Annotated in this window: 11 protein-coding genes and 1 CRISPR repeat array; of the genes, 10 read left to right on the forward strand and 1 reads right to left on the reverse strand. The window is 33.5% G+C overall.

Annotation, left to right across the window (positions count from 1 at the left end; genetic code table 11):
• Nucleotides 1-7 precede the first annotated feature (7 nt).
• From ACEN2I_RS17185 to ACEN2I_RS17225, 9 genes are all read left to right on the forward strand, one after another.
• Entirely contained in the window at nt 8-1492 is a 1485-nt protein-coding gene (locus tag ACEN2I_RS17185; RefSeq protein WP_441767334.1) for an alpha-L-fucosidase, read from the forward strand.
• 5 nt (nt 1493-1497) lie between these two features.
• Entirely contained in the window at nt 1498-3741 is a 2244-nt protein-coding gene (locus tag ACEN2I_RS17190; protein ID WP_441767335.1) for a GH92 family glycosyl hydrolase, read from the forward strand.
• 16 nt (nt 3742-3757) lie between these two features.
• On the forward strand, nt 3758-6418 hold the full coding sequence (locus tag ACEN2I_RS17195) for a glycoside hydrolase family 3 N-terminal domain-containing protein (RefSeq protein WP_441767336.1): 2661 nt from the start codon (nt 3758-3760) through the stop codon (nt 6416-6418).
• Between the two features lie 320 nt (nt 6419-6738).
• Nucleotides 6739-10065: a SusC/RagA family TonB-linked outer membrane protein gene (locus tag ACEN2I_RS17200; RefSeq protein ID WP_441767337.1), complete on the forward strand. Its 3327-nt coding sequence runs from the start codon at nt 6739-6741 to the stop codon at nt 10063-10065.
• 31 nt (nt 10066-10096) lie between these two features.
• Nucleotides 10097-11686 carry a SusD/RagB family nutrient-binding outer membrane lipoprotein gene (locus ACEN2I_RS17205; RefSeq protein ID WP_441767338.1) on the forward strand — a complete coding sequence of 530 codons (1590 nt, stop codon included), beginning with the start codon at nt 10097-10099 and terminating at the stop codon, nt 11684-11686.
• A gap of 130 nt (nt 11687-11816) precedes the next feature.
• Complete coding sequence (locus tag ACEN2I_RS17210) at nt 11817-13520, forward strand: PNGase F N-terminal domain-containing protein (RefSeq protein ID WP_441767339.1); 1704 nt, start codon at nt 11817-11819, stop codon at nt 13518-13520.
• Nucleotides 13521-13776: 256 nt separating this feature from the next.
• The gene (locus ACEN2I_RS17215; RefSeq protein WP_441767340.1) at nt 13777-14799 is read left to right on the forward strand and encodes a sialidase family protein; all 1023 of its coding nucleotides are present in this window, start codon (nt 13777-13779) and stop codon (nt 14797-14799) included.
• Nucleotides 14800-14807: 8 nt separating this feature from the next.
• The gene (locus ACEN2I_RS17220) at nt 14808-15140 is read left to right on the forward strand and encodes an L-rhamnose mutarotase (protein ID WP_441767341.1); all 333 of its coding nucleotides are present in this window, start codon (nt 14808-14810) and stop codon (nt 15138-15140) included.
• Between the two features lie 21 nt (nt 15141-15161).
• Nucleotides 15162-16142, forward strand: a complete 981-nt coding sequence (locus ACEN2I_RS17225) for a M20/M25/M40 family metallo-hydrolase (RefSeq protein ID WP_441767342.1) — start codon at nt 15162-15164, stop codon at nt 16140-16142.
• A gap of 101 nt (nt 16143-16243) precedes the next feature.
• Here ACEN2I_RS17225 and ACEN2I_RS17230 read toward each other — a convergent pair whose 3' ends face one another.
• Nucleotides 16244-17701 carry an FAD-dependent oxidoreductase gene (locus ACEN2I_RS17230; RefSeq protein ID WP_441767347.1) on the reverse strand — a complete coding sequence of 486 codons (1458 nt, stop codon included), beginning with the start codon at nt 17699-17701 and terminating at the stop codon, nt 16244-16246.
• Nucleotides 17702-18004: 303 nt separating this feature from the next.
• Here ACEN2I_RS17230 and cas9 point away from each other — a divergent pair, with 303 nt between their 5' ends.
• Nucleotides 18005-22315 carry a type II CRISPR RNA-guided endonuclease Cas9 gene (gene cas9, locus ACEN2I_RS17235; RefSeq protein WP_441767343.1) on the forward strand — a complete coding sequence of 1437 codons (4311 nt, stop codon included), beginning with the start codon at nt 18005-18007 and terminating at the stop codon, nt 22313-22315.
• A 162-nt stretch (nt 22316-22477) separates the two neighbouring features.
• A CRISPR array of direct repeats spans nt 22478-24295; the repeat unit is 36 nt; unit sequence GTTGTGGTTTGATTAAAGATTAGAAAACACGATATT.
• The last annotated feature ends 41 nt before the right edge of the window (nt 24296-24336 follow it).

Consider the following 24336-nt stretch of genomic DNA (forward strand, 5'->3'; position numbering starts at 1 on the left):
ATTAAAGATGAAAAGAGGAATATTCATAATAGCACTTTTATTTTCGGTTCAAATGTTTTCGCAGGCCATATACGAAGATGAGCGCTATGTACCAGAAACGGATCCGCTTGTATTGAAAAATTTAGATGAATGGCAGGGTAAAAAATTCGGATTATTAATGCACTGGGGAACATATAGTGAATGGGGAATTGTAGAATCATGGTCTATTTGTCCTGAAGATTATGGATGGTGTGAGCGTAAAAAAGGAAGTAATCCAGCCAATTATAATCAATATGTAAAAGATTATGAAGACCTGAAAAAGACATTTAATCCAACAAAATTTGATCCTGCAAAATGGGCAAAAGCCGCTAAAAATGCCGGAATGAAATACATGGTTTTTACCACAAAACACCATGACGGATTTAATATGTATGATACTAAATATTCTGATTATAAGGTAACTGACCCAGGATGTGCTTTTAGTACAAATCCAAAAGCCAACATTGCTAAAGAAATTTTTAATGCTTTTAGAGCCGAAAATATTTCTACAGGAGCTTATTTCTCTAAACCAGACTGGCATAACGAAAATTACTGGGATCCTTATTTTCCTCCTTTCGACAGAAACGTAAATTATGATCCGTCTTTATATCCTGAAAAATGGCAGAAATACGTTGATTTTACGCACAACCAAATTTTAGAATTATTAACGGATTACGGTAAAATCGATATTTTATGGTTAGATGGTGGATGGGTTAGAAAAAGAGACCAACAAAACTTAAAAGAAAACTACGACGAGAAATTTGCAGAAAATGAATCTAAAAATGGTTTCATTAAACACAGAGTAGTAGATCAGGATCCTAAAATGGATGAATTGGTTATAAAAGCACGTCAAAAACAACCGGGATTAATTGTGGTTGACAGAGCCGTTCATGGAAAAAATCAAAATTATTTAACTCCTGAAGGACGTGTTCCTGCTAAAACGTTGCCTTACCCTTGGGAATCTTGTATTACTTCCGGCGGTGGATGGTCTTATTCTCCGGATGCTACTTATTTAACAGGAAGACAAGGAATTCACATGTTGGTTGATATTGTGGCAAAAGGTGGAAATTTATTATTGAATGTTGCGCCAAGTCCTGAAGGAGAGTGGCAGCAAGGTGCTTATGATTTACTGGCAGCGTACGGAGACTGGATGAAAGTAAACAGCACAGCGATTTACAATACAAAACCAATCGAACCTTTTAAAGAGGAAAATATTTGTATGACACAAAATAAAACTGGAAATGTTTTCTTGTTTTATTTGGCAAAAGAAGGAGAAGATACAATTCCTGCAAGTGTTGCAGTAAAATCGATTAGTCCTAAAAAAGGAACAAAGATTACGATGTTAGGTTCAAAAACTTCTTTGAAATGGACAAAAGAAGCAGAAGGATTTAAAGTTATAATTCCCGAAAGTTTGAGAAAGAATTTGCCTTGTAAAGAAGCCTGGACTTTAAAAATCGAAGCTATTAACAGATAGAAAATATGTTTTCAATAAAAAAAATATTACCAAAAACAGCATGTGTTTTTTACATGTTGTTTTTGAGCATCACTATTTTTGCGCAGGAGCCTGCTGATTTTGTGAATCCGTTTATCGGAACTTCAAATTATGGAGCCACTTTTCCGGGTCCCATTGCACCGAGAGGAATGGCAAGTATAAGTCCGTTTAATGTTGCCGGGGTAAAAAATACTCCAATGGAAAAAGACAGTCAATGGCTTTCGAATCCTTATGTAAATGAAAACACCTTTTTAACCGGATTTAGTCAGGTAAATATAAGCGGTGTTGGCTGTCCGGAACTTGGTGTTATTTTACTAATGCCAACCACAGGTAACGTCGAAATAGATCATTTAAAATACGGTTCAACTTATTCTAATGAAGTTGCAAAAGCAGCTTATTATTGCGTTGACATTGACAAGTATAAAATAAAAGGCGAATTTACAGCTTCAAAAAGAGTTGGCGTAAGCAGATTTACTTTTCCGAAAGGACAATCAAACATTTTATTAAATCTTGGTTTAGGATTAACCAATGAAGAAGGCGCAATGATAGAAGTAGTGTCATCAACTGAAATTGAAGGAATCCGTTCGGTGGGTTCCTTTTGTTATAACAGCCCTGAAGATGCTTATCCGGTTTATTTTGTAGCGAAGTTTTCTAAACCTGCAGATAAATTTGGCGTTTGGAAAAAAACCGCAAAATATAAAGGTGTAGAAGCACAATGGATGGGCTATAACGGAAAAACCAGGATGATGGAAAATACAATCAAAACCGTTGTGGGTGATAGTATTGGAAGTTATTTTACATATAAATTCGAGAAAAAAGAAACGGTTGAAGTTAAAATTGGAATTTCATATGTAAGTATCGAAAACGCTCGTGAAAACTTAGAAAAAGAAACCGGAAACAAATCTTTTGATGCCGTTTATAAAGATACTTATAATGAATGGAACGAAGAACTTTCGAAAATTTTAGTGGAAGGTGGTTCAAAAGACGATAATACGATATTTTACACGGCTTTGTATCATACTTTAATTCATCCCAATACTTTAAATGATGTTAACGGAGAATATCCTGTGATTAAAAGAACCAAAATTGCTAAAACGGAAGATACTCGTTATACCACATTTTCTTTGTGGGATACATATCGTAATATGCATCCGCTAACGTCTTTAGTTTATCCAAAACAACAATCGGATATGATAAAAAGCATGTTGGAAATGTATGATGAAAATGGCTGGCTGCCAAAATGGGAACTAAATTCAACAGAAACATTTACGATGGTGGGAGATCCGGCCAGTATTGTTATAGTCGATGCCTGTTTAAAGGGAATTCAGGATTTTGACTTTTACAAAGCATATTATGCCATGTTAAAAGGTGCAGATAAAACTGAAAATAATCCGTTGCGTCCGGGACTTAAAGAATATATAGAAAAAGGTTATGTATCAACTAAGCATCCTGGTCCTGTTTCTACAACGCTAGAATATAATACGTCAGATTACGCGATTTCACTTTTAGCGAAAGCTTTAGGCGAAAAAGATGATTATAAGCGTTTTACAAAGCGTTCGTTATCCTACAGAAAATTATATGACAAAGATTTAAAATTACTTCGCCCAAGAACAGCTGACGGAAAATGGTATGAACCTTTTGACACTGAAGCAGGATCTAATTTTCAGGAAAACGTTGGCTTTATCGAAGGGAATGCCTGGCAATATGCTTTTATGGTACCGCATGACATAAAGGGGCTGATTAAATTAATGGGCGGTGACAAACCTTTCTCAGATCAATTGCAAAAAGTTTTTGATATCAAACAATTTGATATGGCAAACGAGCCAGACATTGCTTATCCTTATTTATTCAATTATATAAAAGGTGAAGAATGGAAAAGTCAGGAAATGGTTAAAAAACTGGTGAGAGAATATTTTCAAAACAAACCAAAAGGATTACCAGGAAATGACGATACCGGAACTATGTCGGCTTGGTTAGTTTATTCTATGATGGGAATTTACCCAATTTCTCCGGGAGATCCAATTTATACCATTACCGCGCCAATGTTTCATAGAGTGACGATCAAATTAGATCCAAGATATTATAAAAATGAAAGTATAGTAATTGAAAGACAAATCAATAATGATGGAAAAATTAATTCGATTGAGCTAAACGGAAAAACACTTAATAGCTTTTTTATTTCGCACGACGATTTTGTGAATGGGAAAAAACTAAAAGTAATTCAAAATTAAAAACAACACAGCTACTATGTTACAACTAACAATCAAAAAAACAGCCATTATTTTCGTAATGGCTGTAGGTTTTTTTAACCAGGGTTATGCGCAGAAAAATTATCCCTATCAAGATTCAAAATTACCTGTTGAAGACAGGGTAAAAGACTTGTTAAGCCGAATGAGTTTAGAGGAAAAAGCACGACAGATGGATATGTACAGAGGTGAGCTTTTTAAAGATAAAGAAGATTTCTCTAAATCAAAATCAGATGCTAAAATTGGAAATTTAGGAATTGGAGCTATCCATGATCTTTATCCGCGTTCGGCAAAAATGATCAATGATCTTCAAAAAGAAGTTATCAAAAATAACAAATGGGGAATTCCTGCCCTTATCATGTGCGAGATGCTGCACGGATATCTGGATGACGGGAGCACCGCTTTTCCAATGAACATAGGTTTAGGTGCAACCTGGGATACAAGCATAATGGACAAAGTGGGTAAAGTAATTGCTAGTGAGGCAAGAGCACATGGCGTTCATTTTGGTTTGGGACCAAATTTAGATTTAGGTCGTGAACCAAGATGGGGAAGGGTTGCCGAGACTTTTGGAGAAGATGCTTATTTGAACAGCGAGATTGGTCTGGCTATGATTAAAGGAATGCAGGGCGATGATTTAAAATCAGATCATACCATAATTGCAGAGCCTAAGCACTTTGCCGTTCACGGAATTCCGCAGGCGGGAGGAAATTCATCTCCAATTTTAGTGGGAGAACGTTCCGCTCGCGAAGATCATCTTCCATCGTTCGAAAAAGCATTTAGAAAAGGCGGTGCTTTAGGAACCATGTGTGCTTATTCTGAATTAGACGGAATTCCTTGTGCTGCAAATCATTGGCTACTGACGGATGTTTTAAGAAAAGAATGGGGTTTTAAAGGAATTGTAGTTTCAGATTTAGGAGCTATTAAATACCTGCAGACAACACATTATGTGACCAATTCTCCAAAAGAAAGTATTAGAGAAGCTGTTGCTGCGGGAGTTGACATGCAGTTTTACGATTTTACAAATGAATTTTGGCAAAAAACCATCATAGAATTGGTAGGCGAAAAGAAACTGACAATGGATCAAATTGATCGTGCTGCAGGGGGCGTTTTGAGGCTTAAATTTTTATTAGGATTATTTGAAAATCCATACACAGATAAAAACTTAATTAAAGAACGTTTTCATACGAAAGAAAATCAGAATATCGCTCTTGAAGCAGGCCGAAAATCAATTATTTTATTGAAAAATGATAATAATATTCTGCCTTTAAGCAAAAATATTAAAACGGTTGCCGTTATCGGACCAAATGCTGATGCTTCAAGGTTAGGAGGATATGCAGTAAAAAATAAAGTGGGAACTACGGTTTTGGAAGGAATTAAGCAAGTTGCGGGTACCAAAACGAATGTGCTTTATGAAGAAGGTGTTCCTTTAATTGTAAAAGGACAAATTATTCCGTCGAAATATTTATTTACGTCGGATGGATCTCAAAACGGATTAAAAGGAGAATATTTCAATAACAGAAATGTAGAAGGAAATCCGGTATTGACTCGTATTGATAATCAATTAGAGTTTGACTGGCCTTGGTCTCCGGGCGATGGAGTTACAGATGATGATTTTTCAATTCGCTGGACAGGTTATATTCAATCAGATAGATCATTTGACGGCTGGTTAGGTTTAAGTTCAGATGACGGAATCAGAATGTGGGTGGATGATCAGTTGGTTATTGATAACTGGACTAAAGGAGCAACCAGCATAGTTACGGTTCCAAAAAATATTGAGGCTGGCAAGAAATACAAAGTCCGCATTGAAATGTGGGAAGGTGGCTGGGGTGCGAGAGCGCACTTGCGTTGGAATTTAGAAAAAGTAAATTTTCAACCCGCAATTGATATAGCCAAAAAAGCAGATGTGGCGATTGTAGTTTTAGGAGAATCAAACGAATTGGTAGAAGAAAACAGAGATGTAGCTTCTTTAGACTTACACGGAATGCAGCAGGAATTGATCGAAGCTATTCAAAAAACAGGAACTCCTGTAGTTTGTGTTTTATTAAACGGGCGTCCGCTTTCTACCAACTGGATTAGCGAAAATATTCCGGCACTTGTAGAAGCTTGGTTTCCAGGTGAAGCAGGTGGTAAGGCTGTAGCCGATGTTTTATTTGGAGATTATAATCCGGGTGGAAGACTGCCTATTACTGTTCCAAAATCGGTTGGACAGCTACCTATATATTATAATCAAAAACCTTCTGCAATTCACAGATATGTTTCTGAGAGCGAAAATCCACTTTATACATTCGGATACGGTTTGAGTTATACCAAGTTTGAATATTCAAATTTTGCCATCAATACTAAAGAAATTAAAGCTGACGGAGAATTAAAAATAAGTGTTGATGTTAAAAACACTGGAAATTATGACGGAGATGAGGTTGTACAATTGTACATCAATGATGTATATAGTAGTGTAACAACGCCAAAGAAAACATTAAAGGGTTTTAAAAGGTTATACATCGAAAAAGGCGAAACCAAAAAAGTAGAATTTACATTAACGTCCGATGAATTATCTATCTGGAGCAAAGATATGAAGCGCGTAGTCGAGCCAGGTGACTTTGAAGTTATGGTAGGAGGAAATTCTACAGATTTGCAAAAGTTAAATTTTAAGGTAATCTATTAACAAAATGTTTTACCAATATTATTGATTTTTATATTATAGAAAAACATTAATCTTAATTTAAGGTTAATGTTTTTTTTTATAATTGGTGAACTGTTGAATAATATTTAGCATGATTTGAAATACGTTCATAATTACTCATTAAAAGGAGCGAAATTCCTAAAAAAAACTAAAAAATTGACAAACACCTTTTCAAATTTGTTATTGGTCGAAATAATATTCTCAAAACGATTTATAGTTATAGATTTAACAAAGTATTAACCTTAGGTTGATAATTAAATTAAAAATTAACAAAACCAAATTATTAACACAAAAACCAAATTATGATTCAAAAAGTAATTAAGTTACTGTTTGTATTTTGCTTGTTTGCATTCCACGGTGTTCAAGCGCAATCAACAGTAAAAGGAACGGTAACAGATGCTGACGGAATGCCAATTCCGGGAGTAAATGTGAATGTTAAAGGGACTAAAAACAATACATCATCGGATTTTGATGGTAAATACAGCATTGCTGTTTTAAATCAATCAGCAATTTTAGTGTTTTCTTACGTAGGTTCTGCTACAAAAGAAGTTCCTGTTTCGGGACAGACTACTGTTAATGTAGCTTTAAGTGCAGACAGTCAGCAATTGGGAGAAGTAGTTGTAACTGCACTTGGTCAGTCTAAAGAGAAAAAGGCTTTAGGATATGCAACCAGTGTGATTAAATCTGAGGCAATCGTTAAGACAGGTTCTCCTACTATTGCTAACGCAATGTATGGTAAAGCACCAGGGGTACGGATTACTTCTACCCCGGGTGGAGCTGGAAATATTAATATCCAGATTCGTGGAATTAACTCTATTACGGGTAAAAACCAACCGCTTATTGTTTTAGATGGTGTTCCAATTCGTGATGGAGAGGCTAAAAATAATGATTATTGGGGAGATCAGCGTATTAGAAGTAATGGTTTGGCAGATATTAATCCTGAAGATATTGAGAATATCTCTATTCTTAAAGGAGCTTCGGCGGCCGCATTATATGGTTCTGAGGCGGTCAATGGGGTAGTATTGATTACATCTAAATCTGGAAAAGGAAAAAAAGGGTTTGGTATAGATTTTAGTACTAGTTACGCAAGTAATCAAATTGCATACCTGCCAAGATTTCAATATGAGAGAGGTCCAGGCTGGACAAATGCAAATTACACTTCAGGATACTTAGCACCTGATGGTTTTGCACATTATGATACAAATGGTGATGGAGTTGAGGATATCAGAGGTGTCTCAGCTAGTAGTAATAACTTTGGGCCTTGGTTTGATGGTAAACCAATTATGTCATGGGATGGAGTTGTTCGTCCATATTCAGCTCAGAAAGACGGATACAAAAATATGTTTCAGGATTCATGGGATGGAGTAACAAACATTGCACTTACTAATAATACTGAAAATAGCAGTATTCGTTTTTCTTACACACACAATGAATCACAAGGTTTGAGCATGGGTAATATGAATAAAAAGAATACACTTAACCTAAATGCATCATTCAAAAACACTGAAAAATTAAAAACGGATGTTATAGTGAGTTATATGAATCAAGATGTTCATAACCGTGCAATTGGTACTGATCGATTAATAAATAACTTTACAGGTATGATAAGTCCGTTTGATAATGGTGATTGGTACAAAGCTAAATACCAAACCAGTTTAGGATACAAATATGTTACTGGTTCAAATCAAAGTTTAACTCCGGATGAAAACATCATTTATAATGGCTTCAAAGGAGATGTTGGTGATTATTTTTGGAACACAAGCGCAAATCAACAGGATGAAATTACAAATCGTTTGATTGCCAGTGTTACTGAAACGTATACTATTTATAATGATTTAAAATTACGTGGTCGTGTTTCGACTGATTTAACTTCAGTAAATGTAGAAACTAAAAATCCTGTTGAAAAGCCTTTGGTTTATGGATTTGGTACTGGTTCTTATCAAATGGATGCTAAAGATTATAATATTCTTTATGGAGATGTGATGTTGACTTATAACAAAAAAATTAATGAAGCTTTCGAAGTGGGTGCTACGGCGGGTTATACAGCAACAAAAGAAACCGGATCTACTTTAGCAAGATTCACTGATGGTGGTTTAAGTGTTGAAGGCTGGTACGATATGAATTCTTCAGTAAATACTGCAAAAAGTACTAGTACAAAATATAAAGTTGTAAAAGATGCTGTATTTGGAACTGTGAACGGTAGCTACAAAAACTACTTATTCCTTGAAGGAACAATAAGAAGGGATCGTACTTCTACAATGAACCCTAATAATAATGCATTTACATATCCTTCAGTAAACTCCTCTTTCGTATTGTCTGAAGCCGTTAAATTACCAGAAGTAATCAGTTATGCAAAACTACGCGCTTCTTGGGGTATTGTGGGTAACTACCCGGAGCTGTATAAGGCTAACGTAGCTTATAATCAGACTACATTAGGTAATCAGGGGACAGCCATTCCGGTGTTGATTACAAATTCGATGAATAATTACGGTAATGAATTAATAAAACCAGAAATGAAAAACGAATATGAATTTGGTTTTGAAACTAAATTCCTTGACAGAAGATTAGGATTGGATGTTTCATACTATAATGCACACGTTTATGATCAAATTTTAGATTTGACATTAGCACAAACAACAGGAGCATCATCAATCTTAGCGAATGTTGGAGAATTGAGTAATCAGGGCGTTGAAATTGCTTTGACTGCTACTCCAATAAAAACGGCATCTTTTTCATGGGATGTTACTCTGAACTGGGCAAAAAATGTAAACAAAGTTGTAAAATTGGCTAATGGCGCATCAGAATTATTACATGCTGACTATGATGGCTCAGCTGCTCAGTTGAAATCAGTAGTTGGTGATCCGATGGGAGGTATTTATGCACACCCTGTAAAGACAGATGCTAGTGGTAATAAAATGGTTGACTCTGATGGATATTATATGATTGATGGAGATAAATGGGAAAAATATGGTACTGCTATGCCTAAAGGTGTGGGAGGTTTGTTAAACTCATTCGCTTATAAAAATTTCACTTTAGACGTTAATATTGATTATTCTTATGGAGGGTATTTGATGCCAACAGGAGTGAACTGGATGACTTCAAGAGGATTGACAGAAGAGAGTTTGAACTACAGTACCAATGAGCGTGGTGGTCTGACTTATTTTATGGATGCTAATGGTAAAGGTGTTCAGGTTCCTAATAGTGCTACAAGTGGACCAGGTGGCCAAACATTATATCGTGACGGTATGTTAATGGAAGGTGTAGCTCCAGATGGTACAGCAAATACAAATGTAATCTCTCAAGCAGGTTACTATAACATGACTTATAACTGGGGAGGTCCCCAATACAGCAGTTCACGTTATGAATTGTATATTCAGGAAAACAACTATATAAAAATGAGGGAAATATCTCTGGGTTATAACTTGCCAATTGCCTGGGTTAGTAAAATAGGTGCTTCTAAAGTTAGTTTTTCTGCTTATGGACGTAATTTATTCTTTATCTACAGATCAATTAAAGATATGGATCCAGAGGCAACTACTGCAGGTTCTAAATGGTCTCAAAACATAAATAATGCGGGAACAAATCCGGCTACCAGAAGTATTGGATGTATGTTGAGAGCATCATTTTAATTTGATATTTCATAATTTTAAAAAATATAACATGAGAAAATTATTATATATATCGCTAGCAACAGCAGCTGTTTTTTTAAGCTCTTGTTCAAAAGACGATTTTGCAGATGCGTATCCAAATCCGGCTACGGTTGAAACCACTACTGTGCCAAAACAGTTTGCCGGATTCATGAAAATTAATTTTGAAGATGTAATTCCTTCTTACTGGAATTACTATACTGTTCTAAAATCTACTTCTCTTTCGTACACGCAGGGACATGGATTTGTAAACACATCCGGTCGCTATGTTTCGGGTGCCGCACCTGTTAATAGATGGGATCGTTTTTATAAATTTATTACCCAATATAGAGAGCTAGAAAAAGCAATGGCTTCTTTGCCTGCTGCTAAGCAGACTGAAAACAGAATCTATACGATTACTTCCACTATTTATTTATATGATCATACACAAAAAATGATTGATAACTTTGGAGACATTCCATTTTCTAAAGCTGGTTATATTAGTATAGTGGGTACTAATTATGCTGCAGCATTGGCTAAATATGATAATCAAACAGAACTATATACCATGATGTTGGATCAATTGAAAGCTTTTTCTGCTGAATTGAATTCGATTACCTTGTCTGACAATGTGGCATTAGAATTCAAAAATCAGGATTTGATCAATAAAGGAGACTTGGTAAGCTGGAAAAACTATTGCAATTCTTTGCGCTTAAAAATGTTGAACAGAGTTTCTGCTGTTCCTGCTTTTGCAGCAAGAGCAACTACTGAAATGGCTGAAATCATTGCTAATGGGCAAATTGTTGATGAAAATTCTGAAAATATTGCTTTCAGAGTTTATACTCAGGATACTGATTTAGATACTTCAGGTTTTGTTAATGCTTTAGAAGATGATTTAAATAATCTTGCACCAAAACCAATGATTGACCACATGAATGCGAATAATGATCCTCGCAAACCCTGGCTGTTTGAAAAAGGGTCACGTGTAGTAAACAATGTAGTGATCGTAGCACCTACTTATGAAGGACTTGATCCTATGTTGGCATCTGGGGCTCAGTCTCAATTAATAACTGATGGTAAGATTGCGGTCTACAATCGTTCGGTTATCAGTAGAAATGATTGGTTGCCTGGAACATTAATAAATGCAGCCGAAGTAAATTTGATTCTTGCGGAGTATTATTCAAGAAACGGTAATGCCAGTTCAGCAAAAACTTATTTTGAGAAAGCGATCAGACAATCCGTTGAATATTATGTAAGATTAGGCGATAAAGCTGATGACATTAGCTGGAAGCCAACTACAGAACCAACAGCTGCTGAAATTGATGCCTACATTGCTACTATTAATTTTGCCGGAGCTACAACGCCTGTAGATCAATTGGAGTTAATAGCTTTCCAAAAGTATATTCACTACAATGTTATGCAAGTTGATGAATCCTGGGCTGAACAAAGAAGATTAAAACTTCCTGCTTTACCATTCCGTGATGATGAAACAAGCAGTATTAGAAAAACACCTCCAACACGCTGGACATACCCAACTTCAGAGAGTATTTATAATCCGGATAATTACAATGCTGTTAAAGCAAATGATAATTTAAGTACCAAAATATTCTGGGATATAAAGTAATAGAATTCCAATAATAACAAGTGCAATTAATGCACCTATACATATTAATTTAAACCGAGGTAAGATGTCATTCTTACCTCGGCTTTTTAAAGATCTTTTTCTTGTTTCATTTTTATCAAAATTATTCTAAATGATTTACAAATACATGATAAATTTTTTTAATACTATATTATTGCTTTTTTCTTTAGTAATCGTTGCTCAAACAAAATCAGAGGTATATAAAATTACGTATGATAAATTCGAAAATGGAAAAAAAACAGACGGAAATACCACGATCTATGTATACAATCAAATGGTTTTTTTATCAAAACCAACGGATAAAATACAACAATACATTGATTTAAAAAACAATTATAACGTTAGCACCATTAAGAATGGCAATACTGTTTTCAAAAAAATAACTCCATTTGACAGCTTGCCTGTTCCTAAAAAAGAAAATGATACCCGTATCATACTTGGATATAAGTGTGACCATGTTTCTTTTTCTTATTTTTCAAATAGAATTGATATTTGGTTTACTGAAAACGCTGCTGTAAAGGGAACTCCTAACAGTAATTATCTTCCAAATAAAAATGCACTTGTACTGGAAATGGTTTATAATGGAAATCAGACTTTGACAGCCAATTCGATAACTAAAGTTAAAAATTATGAGCCATTTATTAATTATGATGACAAGACAGCAGTAGTTGATAAATCGGAATTTGAAGAAATCCTAATTAACTCCCGATATACTAAATTGCTTATTTTTGAGAATGAAAATATAAATTTCGATCCTAAGTCAACAATTCCAAACGAAAAAGACCTTATTGCAGACAAGGTTTATCATTTTTCTAAAGGAAGTGTCGTTTTGAAAAAGATAAAAATTACTCCCGAATTAAAAAACAGTAGTGCCATTTTTGCAAAATTAACCTGTAAGTCTAATGGGGATGCCTATGACAGGACTGGTTCGGTATTTATTATTCCCGCAAAAAATAATGGAGACACAACTACATTATTAGATGCTTATTTACATGGATTGGATAAATTACCTATTTATTCAGATAATCAAAAAAATAAATATCAGGGAATTATAAAAGAAAAAGGGTATTTGCCGGCAATCGAGATACTCAGGTTTTTTACACCATTTGGAGTTAATTATTTTAATGATAAACGAAAAATAAATAATTATAACTGGGCAAAAGAAGTCGTTTATAAAGAAGAGGTTACTTCTCTTATTCCTGTTGATGAAGATGAAATCTGGATTGGGGCTTTTATTGGCAATTATGATGCAGGTGGCCATACAATAAGTCTCGAGCTGGATGCTTATCCATTAATGAATAACGAAGGCAAACCAAATAAGAAAAAGTACATAACCCCTTTATTTTCAACAGTAAATACGATGGAAATGTCAGGGCAAAATTATGGAGGCCTTTTTGCGAATGATACTTTAAAAGTCAATTTTGAAATTAAGGAAGATATACAAAATTTACAGCTTTTGTACACCACAACAGGTCATGGCGGCTGGGAAAATGGGGATGAGTTTGTACCAAGAATGAATAAAATATTTGTTGATGGTCAGGAGGTTTTTAAAATTATTCCCTGGCGAACGGATTGTGCAACGTATCGATTGTCTAATCCTGCTTCTGGGAACTTCTCTGATGGTTTATCTTCTAGTGATTTAAGTCGGTCAAATTGGTGTCCCGGAACATTAACACCTCCCTATATTATTCCGTTGACTAAATTATCAAAAGGAAATCATACTATAGAGGTTGTTATAGAACAAGGTCCCAATGAAGGTCCCAGTACAAACCATTGGAATGTTTCAGGAGTTCTAGTTGGTCAGTTGAGGAATTGAGTAAGTTGAAAGTTTAAAAATAGTAAAGTAAAAAAAAGCAATATTGTCAATAGCAGTTAAATATCAATCTACATACTTCAAGATTCATGTATGATTTGATGTTTTGAAAGAGAATCATAAAATGGAATTGGGTTATCCATTTAATTTCATGAAATCAATCGCTTATGATAACACAATGCTGCTGAAGGATTGTAAAATAAAATATTTAAAAGCTTTAAATTTATAATACAAAATGATTTTAAAATTTAATTCTTTAATGCTATTGTTAATTTTAGTATGTCTTTCCTGTACATCAGTAAAGAAATTAAAAGAAAGCAATATAACGAATAGCTTTATAACAAATCAGCTCATAACAAAAAACAGTCATGCTTCGACATTAGTAGAATTAGACTCCAATACACTTTTAGCGGCTTGGTTTGGCGGGAAATATGAAGGTGCAAAAGATGTTAGTATTTATGTTTCATCTTATAAAGAAAAAAAATGGTCGGCACCGAAAAAATTGATAGAACCATTAATCAGAGATGGAGATACATTGCCATGCTGGAACCCGGTGTTGTTTAAAAGCAAAAGTCAGCATTTGTATTTATTTTACAAAGTGGGAAAAAATCCAAGAGAATGGTTTGGTGCCATGATTGTTTCAAAAGACGACGGGAAAACATGGAGTACTTCCAAATACCTTCCGGAGGGAATTTTGGGACCAATTCGTAACAAACCAATCGAAACGATTCCTGGAGTTATTTTGTGCGGAAGCAGTACTGAAAGTGTTGAAGATAATAAATGGCGTGTTCATTTGGAAAAATATACTGAAGCTTCTGGTACTTGGGAAAAAATCAATATTAATGATAAAAAGGAATTTGATATAATTCAGCCCACATTTTTAGTTCATTCTGATAAAGAAATCCAGATTTTATGCCGAAGCCGACATAACAAATTAATTTCGAGCTGGTCTGAAGATAACGGAAAAACCTGGCAAAAAACAGATAGTACAAATGTTGTAAATTCAAATTCAGGAATTGATGCTGTAACTTTAACAGACAACTCTTTTTTATTGGTAAACAACCCTTTAAAAATGGGAAAAGATTGGTTTAACGGACGAAATGTCCTGGATGTAGAACAATCAAAAGATGGAATACATTGGGAGAAACTGTTTGATCTAGAAAACCAAAAGGAAGGTGAATTTAGTTATCCTGCTATTATCCAGACCTCGGATAGAAAAGTACATATTTTATATACTTATAATCGTAAATTTATTAAACACACAACCTTTGATTTAAAATAAAAAAAAAGATGTCAAAATTTTGCTTTGCCTTAGATTTAAAAAATGATCCTGATTTAATTGCCGAATATATCGAATTACATAAAAATGTCTGGCCGGAAATACAGAAAAGCATTTTAGATTCAGGAATTATCAATCTTGAAATTTACAATGTTGCTGATCGTTTAGTTATGATTATGGAAACCGATGCGGGTTTCTCCTTTGAGAAAAAATCTAAATTGGATACTTCAAATCCAAAAGTTCAGGAATGGGAAACACTGATGTGGAAATTTCAAAAAGCAATACCCGGATCAAAACCAGGTGAAAAATGGATTTTGATGAACAAAATTTTCGAATTAAAATAAAATTCATATTATTTACAAGTTATGGCATCTTTTCAAAAATCAAAATATACTATTCTCATTGCCGCTTTTTTCATTTTTAATAATGTGATAAATGCGCAGCAAAGTAATATTGCCAAAACATTTTATAAACACGATCAGTATCTTTCTTCAGACAAGATGGAAGGGAGATTTCCGGGGACAAAAGGTAATAATGATGCGGCAGTTTATATTAAAAAATATTTTAAAAAATATGGTCTGAAAAAGTTCAATGGGAGTTACGAACAACCTTTTACTTTATTTGTCAAAGAAGGAATCAATAAAATGCGATCTGATAGTGTTACAACCAAAAATGTCTTCGGTTTTATCGAAGGATCAGATGAAAAACTAAAGAACGAATTTATAGTAATAGGAGCTCATTATGATCATTGGGGCTGGGGTGGAGCAGAATCCGGGAGTAAAAAGAAAGATACAGTTGCCATTCATAACGGAGCCGATGATAATGCTTCAGGAGTCTCAGCTTTATTGTGTATTTTAGAACAAGTTTCCAAATTAGACGTTAAACCCAAAAGAAGTATCATTTTCGTTTCTTTTAGTGGAGAAGAGGAAGGTTTATTAGGATCAAAATATTTTGTTAATCATTTACCAGTTCAGAAACAGGCTGTAAAAGTAATGCTGAACATGGATATGGTTGGAAGATTAAATCAGGAGAAGCAAATTTACATGGGAGGTGCAGGAACTTTTTCAAATGGAGTAGAACTGATGCAGAAATTAGGGGAAAATAGTGGTTTGAATCCAGTTGTACATGCTGGTGATGTTGGTGGTTCTGATCATGTTTCTTTTTATAAATCTTCAATATCGGCGGTAGGATTTCATACTGGAGGTCATCCCCAATATCACACGCCTGAAGATGATATTGATTTGATTAATAGTGATGGAGGTGCGTTAGTAGTAAAATATATTTACAATGTTTTATTGGACATTGCCAATGATTCGCAACAACTGTATTTTATTAATCAGGATTAACTAAAAATGGTAATTTTATACTAAAAAATCTATTTAATCTCTTTAGGAACTTTATGTAGTATTACTTTGAATTTACAGAATATTTTAATCTATAAGTAATTCTAATACTCCTCTTTTTTCGTAAACCATCTTCTCGGTGCATCGCTTTCGTGAAGTACAATTTCGGAATGCAGAAACTTTGCAGCTTCTGCAGAATCTTGTACTTTAATAGCACTACGTTGCAGCATTTCTGATTCAAATTCGATTAACACACTTTGCCCTATCCCTTTTTTTCTCCAGTTAGATAAAGGTTTACATCCTTTTAAAATACCTCTTGCCAGTGTAAGTGCATCCAGCAATGCCTGATTTGCACCTTGACCTTTAAACGGACTCATTGGGTGTGCAGCATCTCCAATCAGGGTAATTTGATTCGATTTATTCAATAATTCGGGTTTGAGTAATTCACGATCATACACGGGATAGCCGGAAATCAGACTTACCTGAGTTGCTGATAAAATCTGAGGAATAGGGGCGTGCCATTGGATTCTGCGACAAGCTTCATCCTTGAGTGCCTGAGGTCCTTTAGCGCTTAATGTCTTTGCTTCTTCTTCGGGCATTGGAAAACTAAGTTGCCACATAACCGAATCTGATGTATAGGGCATAATGTAGATTCGTTCGTTGCCATTCGCAGTTTGAAAAACAGTAGCTGAGTCCAATAAAGGATTATTAAGATATGAGAGAGAACTCAAAGGACAAATTCCTAATATCACAATACAGCCCAGATAACGTAAAGGAGTACTGTCATCGCCAATCAATAGTTTTCGAACAGAACTACGAATACCATCGGCTCCAACAACAAGATCTGCCTTAGCACTGTTTATCTTCCCATCGACCTGAAAGTTGAGGTCAATGCCTTCATCTTTATTTTCCTTAAAATCGATTAACTGGTGTCCCCACTTTACTGCATTATTACCTCCGAGCTGCTCCAATAAAGCTAACCGCAAAGATTGTCGCGCGATATGAACATTGGTACGTTTCGAAGATGTTTTTATATCTGACTGAATCCACTTTCGGGTTCCCCACTCACCAATTACTTTTCCTTCAGGAGTATGAACCAGATGTCTTGTTGAAATAACTCCTTCTTTTAAAGCAAAAATCCCTAATCCCTGAATTGCTTTGCTGGCTTGCTGTAAAGTGAGTCCGTAACCCTGAGACCGGGCATTGAAGTCGTTATCACGTTCGTAAATCGTAAAAGGAATGCCGCGGTGCAAACAAGCCACAGCCAGAGCCATTCCGCCTATACCGCCGCCAATAATAGCAACATGTGGGTAGTTTTCTTGATCAGGAATAGGTGGTGCAGAAGCAGGAACCAAACCAGATCCGAGACATTTCGGGCAGGCGTAGAGGTTTCCTTTAGGCTGAACCGGAGCAGTACCTTCGCCATTTGTTTTTTCAAATTCACGCAATGCAAGCTGGTACTGAAGTCTTGCCTTTTTGCTTATTCTTCGGCTTTTTTTACCGCGTCCCTGACATTCTTCACAAATAGTCCAGCTTATCGGTTTATCTTCAAATTTTGTTATTTCCACTTTTTTTGACTGCTTTTTGCAGGTTTGCAAAGTTAAGATAAAAAAAAAAGTCCCACCGAAGCAGGACTAAAGATTTTCATTATTAATGATAATTATATAAAAAGGTAAATCCCACAGAGTATGCGGGATTTTAGATTAAATCTACGGCATATAGCCTTATTGTGATAAGATTAAAGATTAGAAATTTTAATCAGAACAAATGTAAATAAAAAATAGTTTGGTTTGAATAAGGAAAACCGTAAAGAGTTTAAATATTTTTTTCATAGCTTTAAAAATTCTTACAAAATATAGACTGAAATGGCAAAAATATTAGGACTAGATTTAGGGACTAACTCTATTGGATGGGCGATAGTGGATAAAGATGGAACAGATTTTTCTCTTATAGACAAAGGAGTTCGAATATTTTCAGAAGGAGTTAATGTTGAAGCAAAAACAAATAGTGAGAGCTCTAAAGCTTCACAACGAACTGATTATAGAAGTGCAAGGAAACTAAAATATAGAAGAAAAATCAGAAAAATTGATTTGCTTAAAGTTTTGTCAGATAATGATTTGTGTCCAAAATTATCTGATGAAGAATTATCTGATTGGCGTTATAAAAAGATTTATCCTCAAAATGATGAATTTAGAAAGTGGTTAAGTACGGATAAGCAGGACAATGAAGATGAAAGAAAAGAGCAAAAAGATAATCCTTATTATTTTAGATTTATTTCGACTAAAAATTCACTTAATCTAGCTAGCAAACAAGACAGATATAATATTGGAAGAGCTTTTTACCACATTGCTCAAAGGAGAGGTTTTTTGAGTAATAGATTAGATAGTTCGGATAATTCAATAATTGAAGAAAAGAAATTTGAAATAACTTCATTAATTAATGAATCTCATACAATAGTCGAATTTTTAGAATTATTTAATGATTTTATTTCCTCGTTTGATAAGGATGAAGCTGTTGATAAACCTTTGTTTACGCTTTCAAGAGCATTTAATGCAATTGTCAAAGATAATCCCCGATTAGTTTATAATGAGTTAAAAGAAAAACTAATTGAGCGATTAAATAAACCAGAATTTCTTGGTCCAGTAAAAAGAGCTATTAGCGATTTGTCAGGAAAAATTAAAGATGCAAAATGTACAACGTTAGGAGAATATTTTTATACTTTGTATGAAAAAGGAGAAAAAATTAGAGGCGAATACACTCATAGAATTGATCATTATCTAACAGAATTTAATTTTATTTGTGAGAAGCAAAATGTTTCTACGGAAGTAAAAGATAAAATCGAAAAAGCAATATTTTTTCAAAGACCTTTAAAATCTCAAAAAGGATTGGTTGCTAAATGTCCTTTAGAGAACACAAAAACGTGTGTTCCTATTTCTCATCCTGATTTTGAAGAATTTAGGTTGTATAGTTATTTGAATAATATTAAGATAAAAACTCAAAATGATGACAAACTTCGGGTTTTGAATGCTGATGAAAGAGAACTGATTGATTTTTTATTTTACAGAAAAGCTAAAGCCAACTTTGATTTTGCCGAAATAGCAAAAAAACTGACTCCTAAAAACTTAAAATCAGGTTATTACAAGGATAAAAACAGTAAAGAGTATGATATTCTTTTCAATTATAATTTAGGAAGTAATGTAGCTGGATGTCCTACAATTGCCAATTTGAGAGACGTTTTTGGAAAAGACTGGAAACAATATCTGTTTTCTAATTTCTTAAAAAATACAAAAACTGAAAATGACAAAGTAGTTAGAAAAACAGAAGAAGATATTATAGATGATATATGGCACGTTTTGTTTCGTTTTGATAAGGAAGAGCTTTTGAAACTGTTTGCTATTGATAATCTAAATTGTGATGAAAAAACAGCAATTAAGTTTTCTAAAATAAAATTAAAACAAGATTATGGCTCCTTGAGTTTAAAAGCTATTCGTAATATTTTGCCGTATTTAAAGCAGAATTTAATTTATTCTCATTCCGTTTTTCTGGCAAATATGAAAAATATTTTATCTTCTGAAATTTGGGATGATGAGGAAAATAAAAGAGTAATTAATAATGAAATTCATTCTATTTTAGAAAATTATAAAGTGTATAGTAACAATATTGAGATTGTTAACGGATTAATTAAGAATATTAAAAAAGAGAATGGGACTTGGAGTTCAGACAATAATTTTGTTACAGAGGTTTATAAAAAGGATTTAGAAAAGCAGGTTAAAGATTTTTTTGGTACCAAAAAATGGAATGAAATACCAATAGAATATAAAACATCAATTTTAGGAGAATGTTTTGATATTTTTTTAAGTCAGATGCAATTGAAATCAGGAAGAGGAGAATTTGCAAAGAAGAAAACAATTCATGAAATTTTAAAAGAGTTTTTGAATAATAATTTTAATGTAAACACGGATGATTTGAAAAAGTTGTACCATCCATCAGCAATTGAAGTTTATAAAAAAGCCAAAAGAAGTGAAGAGGATGGGAAGTTGTATTTAGGAAGTCCTTTGATTTCTTCAATAAAAAATCCAATGGCAATGCGCTCTTTACATCAATTGAAAAAAGTAATCAATCAATTGATTAAAGATGATTTAATTGATGAAGAAACAACAATTCATATCGAAATGCCAAGAGAATTGAACTCCGCAAACGAAAGGGTTTCAATACGACAATGGCAAGAAGAATTAAAGAACAGACGAAATAAATATGCTGAAGATATTAAATCAATTTTTAGAGGCAATATTAAAATTGAGAATTGTAATGATGTGACAAATTTAGAATATGAACCAACTGAAAATGATATTTTAAAATACCAACTATGGATTGAACAAAATAAAATTTGTCTTTATACGGGTAAAACTATTTGTTTGTCAGATTTTATAGGAAGCAATCCTAAATTTGATATTGAGCATACAATTCCTAGAAGTCGAAGTCTAGATAATTCTCAAATCAACAAAACATTATGCTGTTCAGTTTATAATAGAGAAGTAAAAAAAGATAAAATTCCTTTTGAATGCGGTAATAATGATGAAGTTTTGTTAAGAATTGGTCATTGGTACTCTAAATATAAGGGATTAGAAGATCAAATGAAAGAAATCTCTAAAAAAATAAAAGTAGAGTCAACCAAAGAAAATAGAGATAAAAATATAATTAAAAGAACAAAATTAAAGTTTGAGCACACCTACTATTATAAAAAATATAAGTCATTCACCATCGAAGAAATTCCAGAAGGATTTAAAAATAGCCAATCCGTAGATATTGGTATTATTAGTAAATATGGAAATTTATTTCTAAAAACCGCATTCAATAAAGTATATCCAATAAAGGGGAAAACCACAGCTAATTTAAGACAAATGTGGGGATTGGATGAAAAAACAAGGGCCAATCACGCACATCATGCTAAAGATGCAGTTGTTGTCGCTTGTTGTACAAGAGATATAAATGATGCTTTAGCAAATTATTATCACGATTTAGAACAGTTTGAATTTTATGGAAAACCTAAACCATCTTTTTCACATCGAATTCCTTGGAAAGGATTTAATGATGATGTAAAAGAATTTGATAACAATATTCTAATAAGTCATCATACGCCAGATGTTTTGGCTACACAAAGTAAAAAAGCAATTAGAAAAAGAGGTGTAATTCAACGAAACGAGAAAGGCGAAATCAAATACAAACAAGGGGATACGGTTCGAGGAGCTTTACATAAAGAAAGTTTTTATGGTGCAATTTTAAGAGAAGAGTTAGATAAAAAAACAGGAAAACCCGAAGAAGTTGTAAAATACGTAAAACGCCAATCCATTGATTTATTTAAAGATGCCGATTTAAAAAACATTGTTGATGAAAGAGTTAGAGAAATCGTCATAAAAGGTAGAGAACAAGAAAAGCTTATCAAAAAAGAAATTGAGGAGTTAAATAAGCAAAAGAAAAATGCAGAGGAATCCGAAGAACAACAATTTAAAGATGCGATTGAACTTCTTGAAAATAGAATGAAAAATGAATTGTATGTTTTGCCGAACTCGAAAGGTTCTCCAGTTCCAATAAAAAAAATACGCTATTTTACTAATGATGTAAGTAATCCATTATTGATAAAAAAACATAGAGATGTATCAAGACACGAACACAAACAGCATTATTTTGTAAAGAATGATGGGAATTATTGTTTTGCGATATATGAAGGGAAAGATAGGAAAGGTAAATTTATTAAGGAATATAAAGTTGTGAATAATTATGAAGCTGGAAAATATTATAATTCAAAAACTAATACATACAAATTTCCATTAGAGTTTAATATAGAAGATAAAAGTAAAAACATATTAAAGTTAAAATTCCTATTAAAAACAGGAACTTTAGTCTTGTTCTATAAAAATTTTAAAGATGAAATATGGGAATTAGATAATTTAGATTTAGCAAAAAGATTGTATAAAACTGTTGCTATTGAAGCTGATGGTAGAATTCAATTCAGATTACATTCAACTTCAAAGGCTGATGGACAATTAGAAAAATCATCGGAAATCAATTTTGAGATTGCTAATGAGAAGTTAAGGTTGTCAAAATCAGCATTAAATGTATTAGTTGAAGGTTTGGATTTTAAAATTTCTTCAACTGGAAAAATTTCAAAAATGTAACCACTGCAAATGAGAGAATAGAAATTATTACAATAATTGGAAGACAAGATTTTCCATAATGAGTAAAGTAAGTTCTTTGACATAAGTTTTTCGAACTCTTAAACATCTCAAACCACAACTGAAAGGTGTGGCATCCGCCCAGCAGGGATGCAGGAACTTTAAGTTGTGGTTTGATTAAAGATTAGAAAACACGATATTACACTATTATAAGTGATTCTTTCAGTTGGCGTTGTGGTTTGATTAAAGATTAGAAAACACGATATTAGCCGCAATAGCCGCCTTAGTTGCGGTTGTGTTGTGGTTTGATTAAAGATTAGAAAACACGATATTAATGGATGTATGGATTTCAAGAAGTTGCATGTTGTGGTTTGATTAAAGATTAGAAAACACGATATTGATGGATGATTATTATAACGGAACTACACTGTTGTGGTTTGATTAAAGATTAGAAAACACGATATTTATTTCGGCTTTTATATTTTCTGGGCAGTTGTTGTGGTTTGATTAAAGATTAGAAAACACGATATTAAAATAATAATTTTACCTTCTCCGGCATAGGTTGTGGTTTGATTAAAGATTAGAAAACACGATATTTTGCAATACTCTTTCCATTCCCTCCTTGTAGTTGTGGTTTGATTAAAGATTAGAAAACACGATATTCCCGCAACCTTTACGTACTCACCTAATCCTGTTGTGGTTTGATTAAAGATTAGAAAACACGATATTTAAGTATTAGGGCTTAAAAGTAAATTAATAGTTGTGGTTTGATTAAAGATTAGAAAACACGATATTATTTAACATCAAGCAAACCATCAAAAGGCAGTTGTGGTTTGATTAAAGATTAGAAAACACGATATTATAGGCTTAACGCTTCTGGTGAATAGCTTAGTTGTGGTTTGATTAAAGATTAGAAAACACGATATTTTTTGTATAACGGCTCAGGTTTATTAAATTGTTGTGGTTTGATTAAAGATTAGAAAACACGATATTTCGAAAGGTGTTATGTTAAAATCTCCTATTGTTGTGGTTTGATTAAAGATTAGAAAACACGATATTTATTAAGAGCTTTCTTCGTCAGATTCTCCAGTTGTGGTTTGATTAAAGATTAGAAAACACGATATTAACAGCATGGTTCAGAATGGCATGAAAGAGGTTGTGGTTTGATTAAAGATTAGAAAACACGATATTAATCCTAACACTTACATTTACTGTAACTAAGTTGTGGTTTGATTAAAGATTAGAAAACACGATATTTTTTGTTTAAACTTGAACCATCTACGTAGGGTTGTGGTTTGATTAAAGATTAGAAAACACGATATTACAGCCTGCGCGTACAATTCAGCAAGCATAGTTGTGGTTTGATTAAAGATTAGAAAACACGATATTCCATCGACCTGATTTAACAATCCTTGGTCGGTTGTGGTTTGATTAAAGATTAGAAAACACGATATTCCGCATTCCTGGCAAACTGTAGCCGTAGCTGTTGTGGTTTGATTAAAGATTAGAAAACACGATATTTTTCAGTAAATTTACCGAAAGGGGTAAATGGTTGTGGTTTGATTAAAGATTAGAAAACACGATATTAAACTGGCTCAAAGAATAACCTCCTGTTATGTTGTGGTTTGATTAAAGATTAGAAAACACGATATTGCAAGTATTTACAAGCTGGTTTGCTCGGAAGTTGTGGTTTGATTAAAGATTAGAAAACACGATATTCAAGCGTATGTAACAACACTTATAGCTGCTGTTGTGGTTTGATTAAAGATTAGAAAACACGATATTCCATGTATCACGTATAATCAATGACTTAGAGTTGTGGTTTGATTAAAGATTAGAAAACACGATATTTATATACGTAGGCGAAAATGCTACGCTGACGTTGTGGTTTGATTAAAGATTAGAAAACACGATATTTGTAATATCTTGATGCAAAATCATACCGTTGTTGTGGTTTGATTAAAGATTAGAAAACACGATATTTATATACGTAGGCGAAAATGCTACGCTGACGTTGTGGTTTG

The organism is Flavobacterium sp. W22_SRS_FK3, assembly GCF_052113665.1.
Lineage (GTDB): Bacteria > Bacteroidota > Bacteroidia > Flavobacteriales > Flavobacteriaceae > Flavobacterium.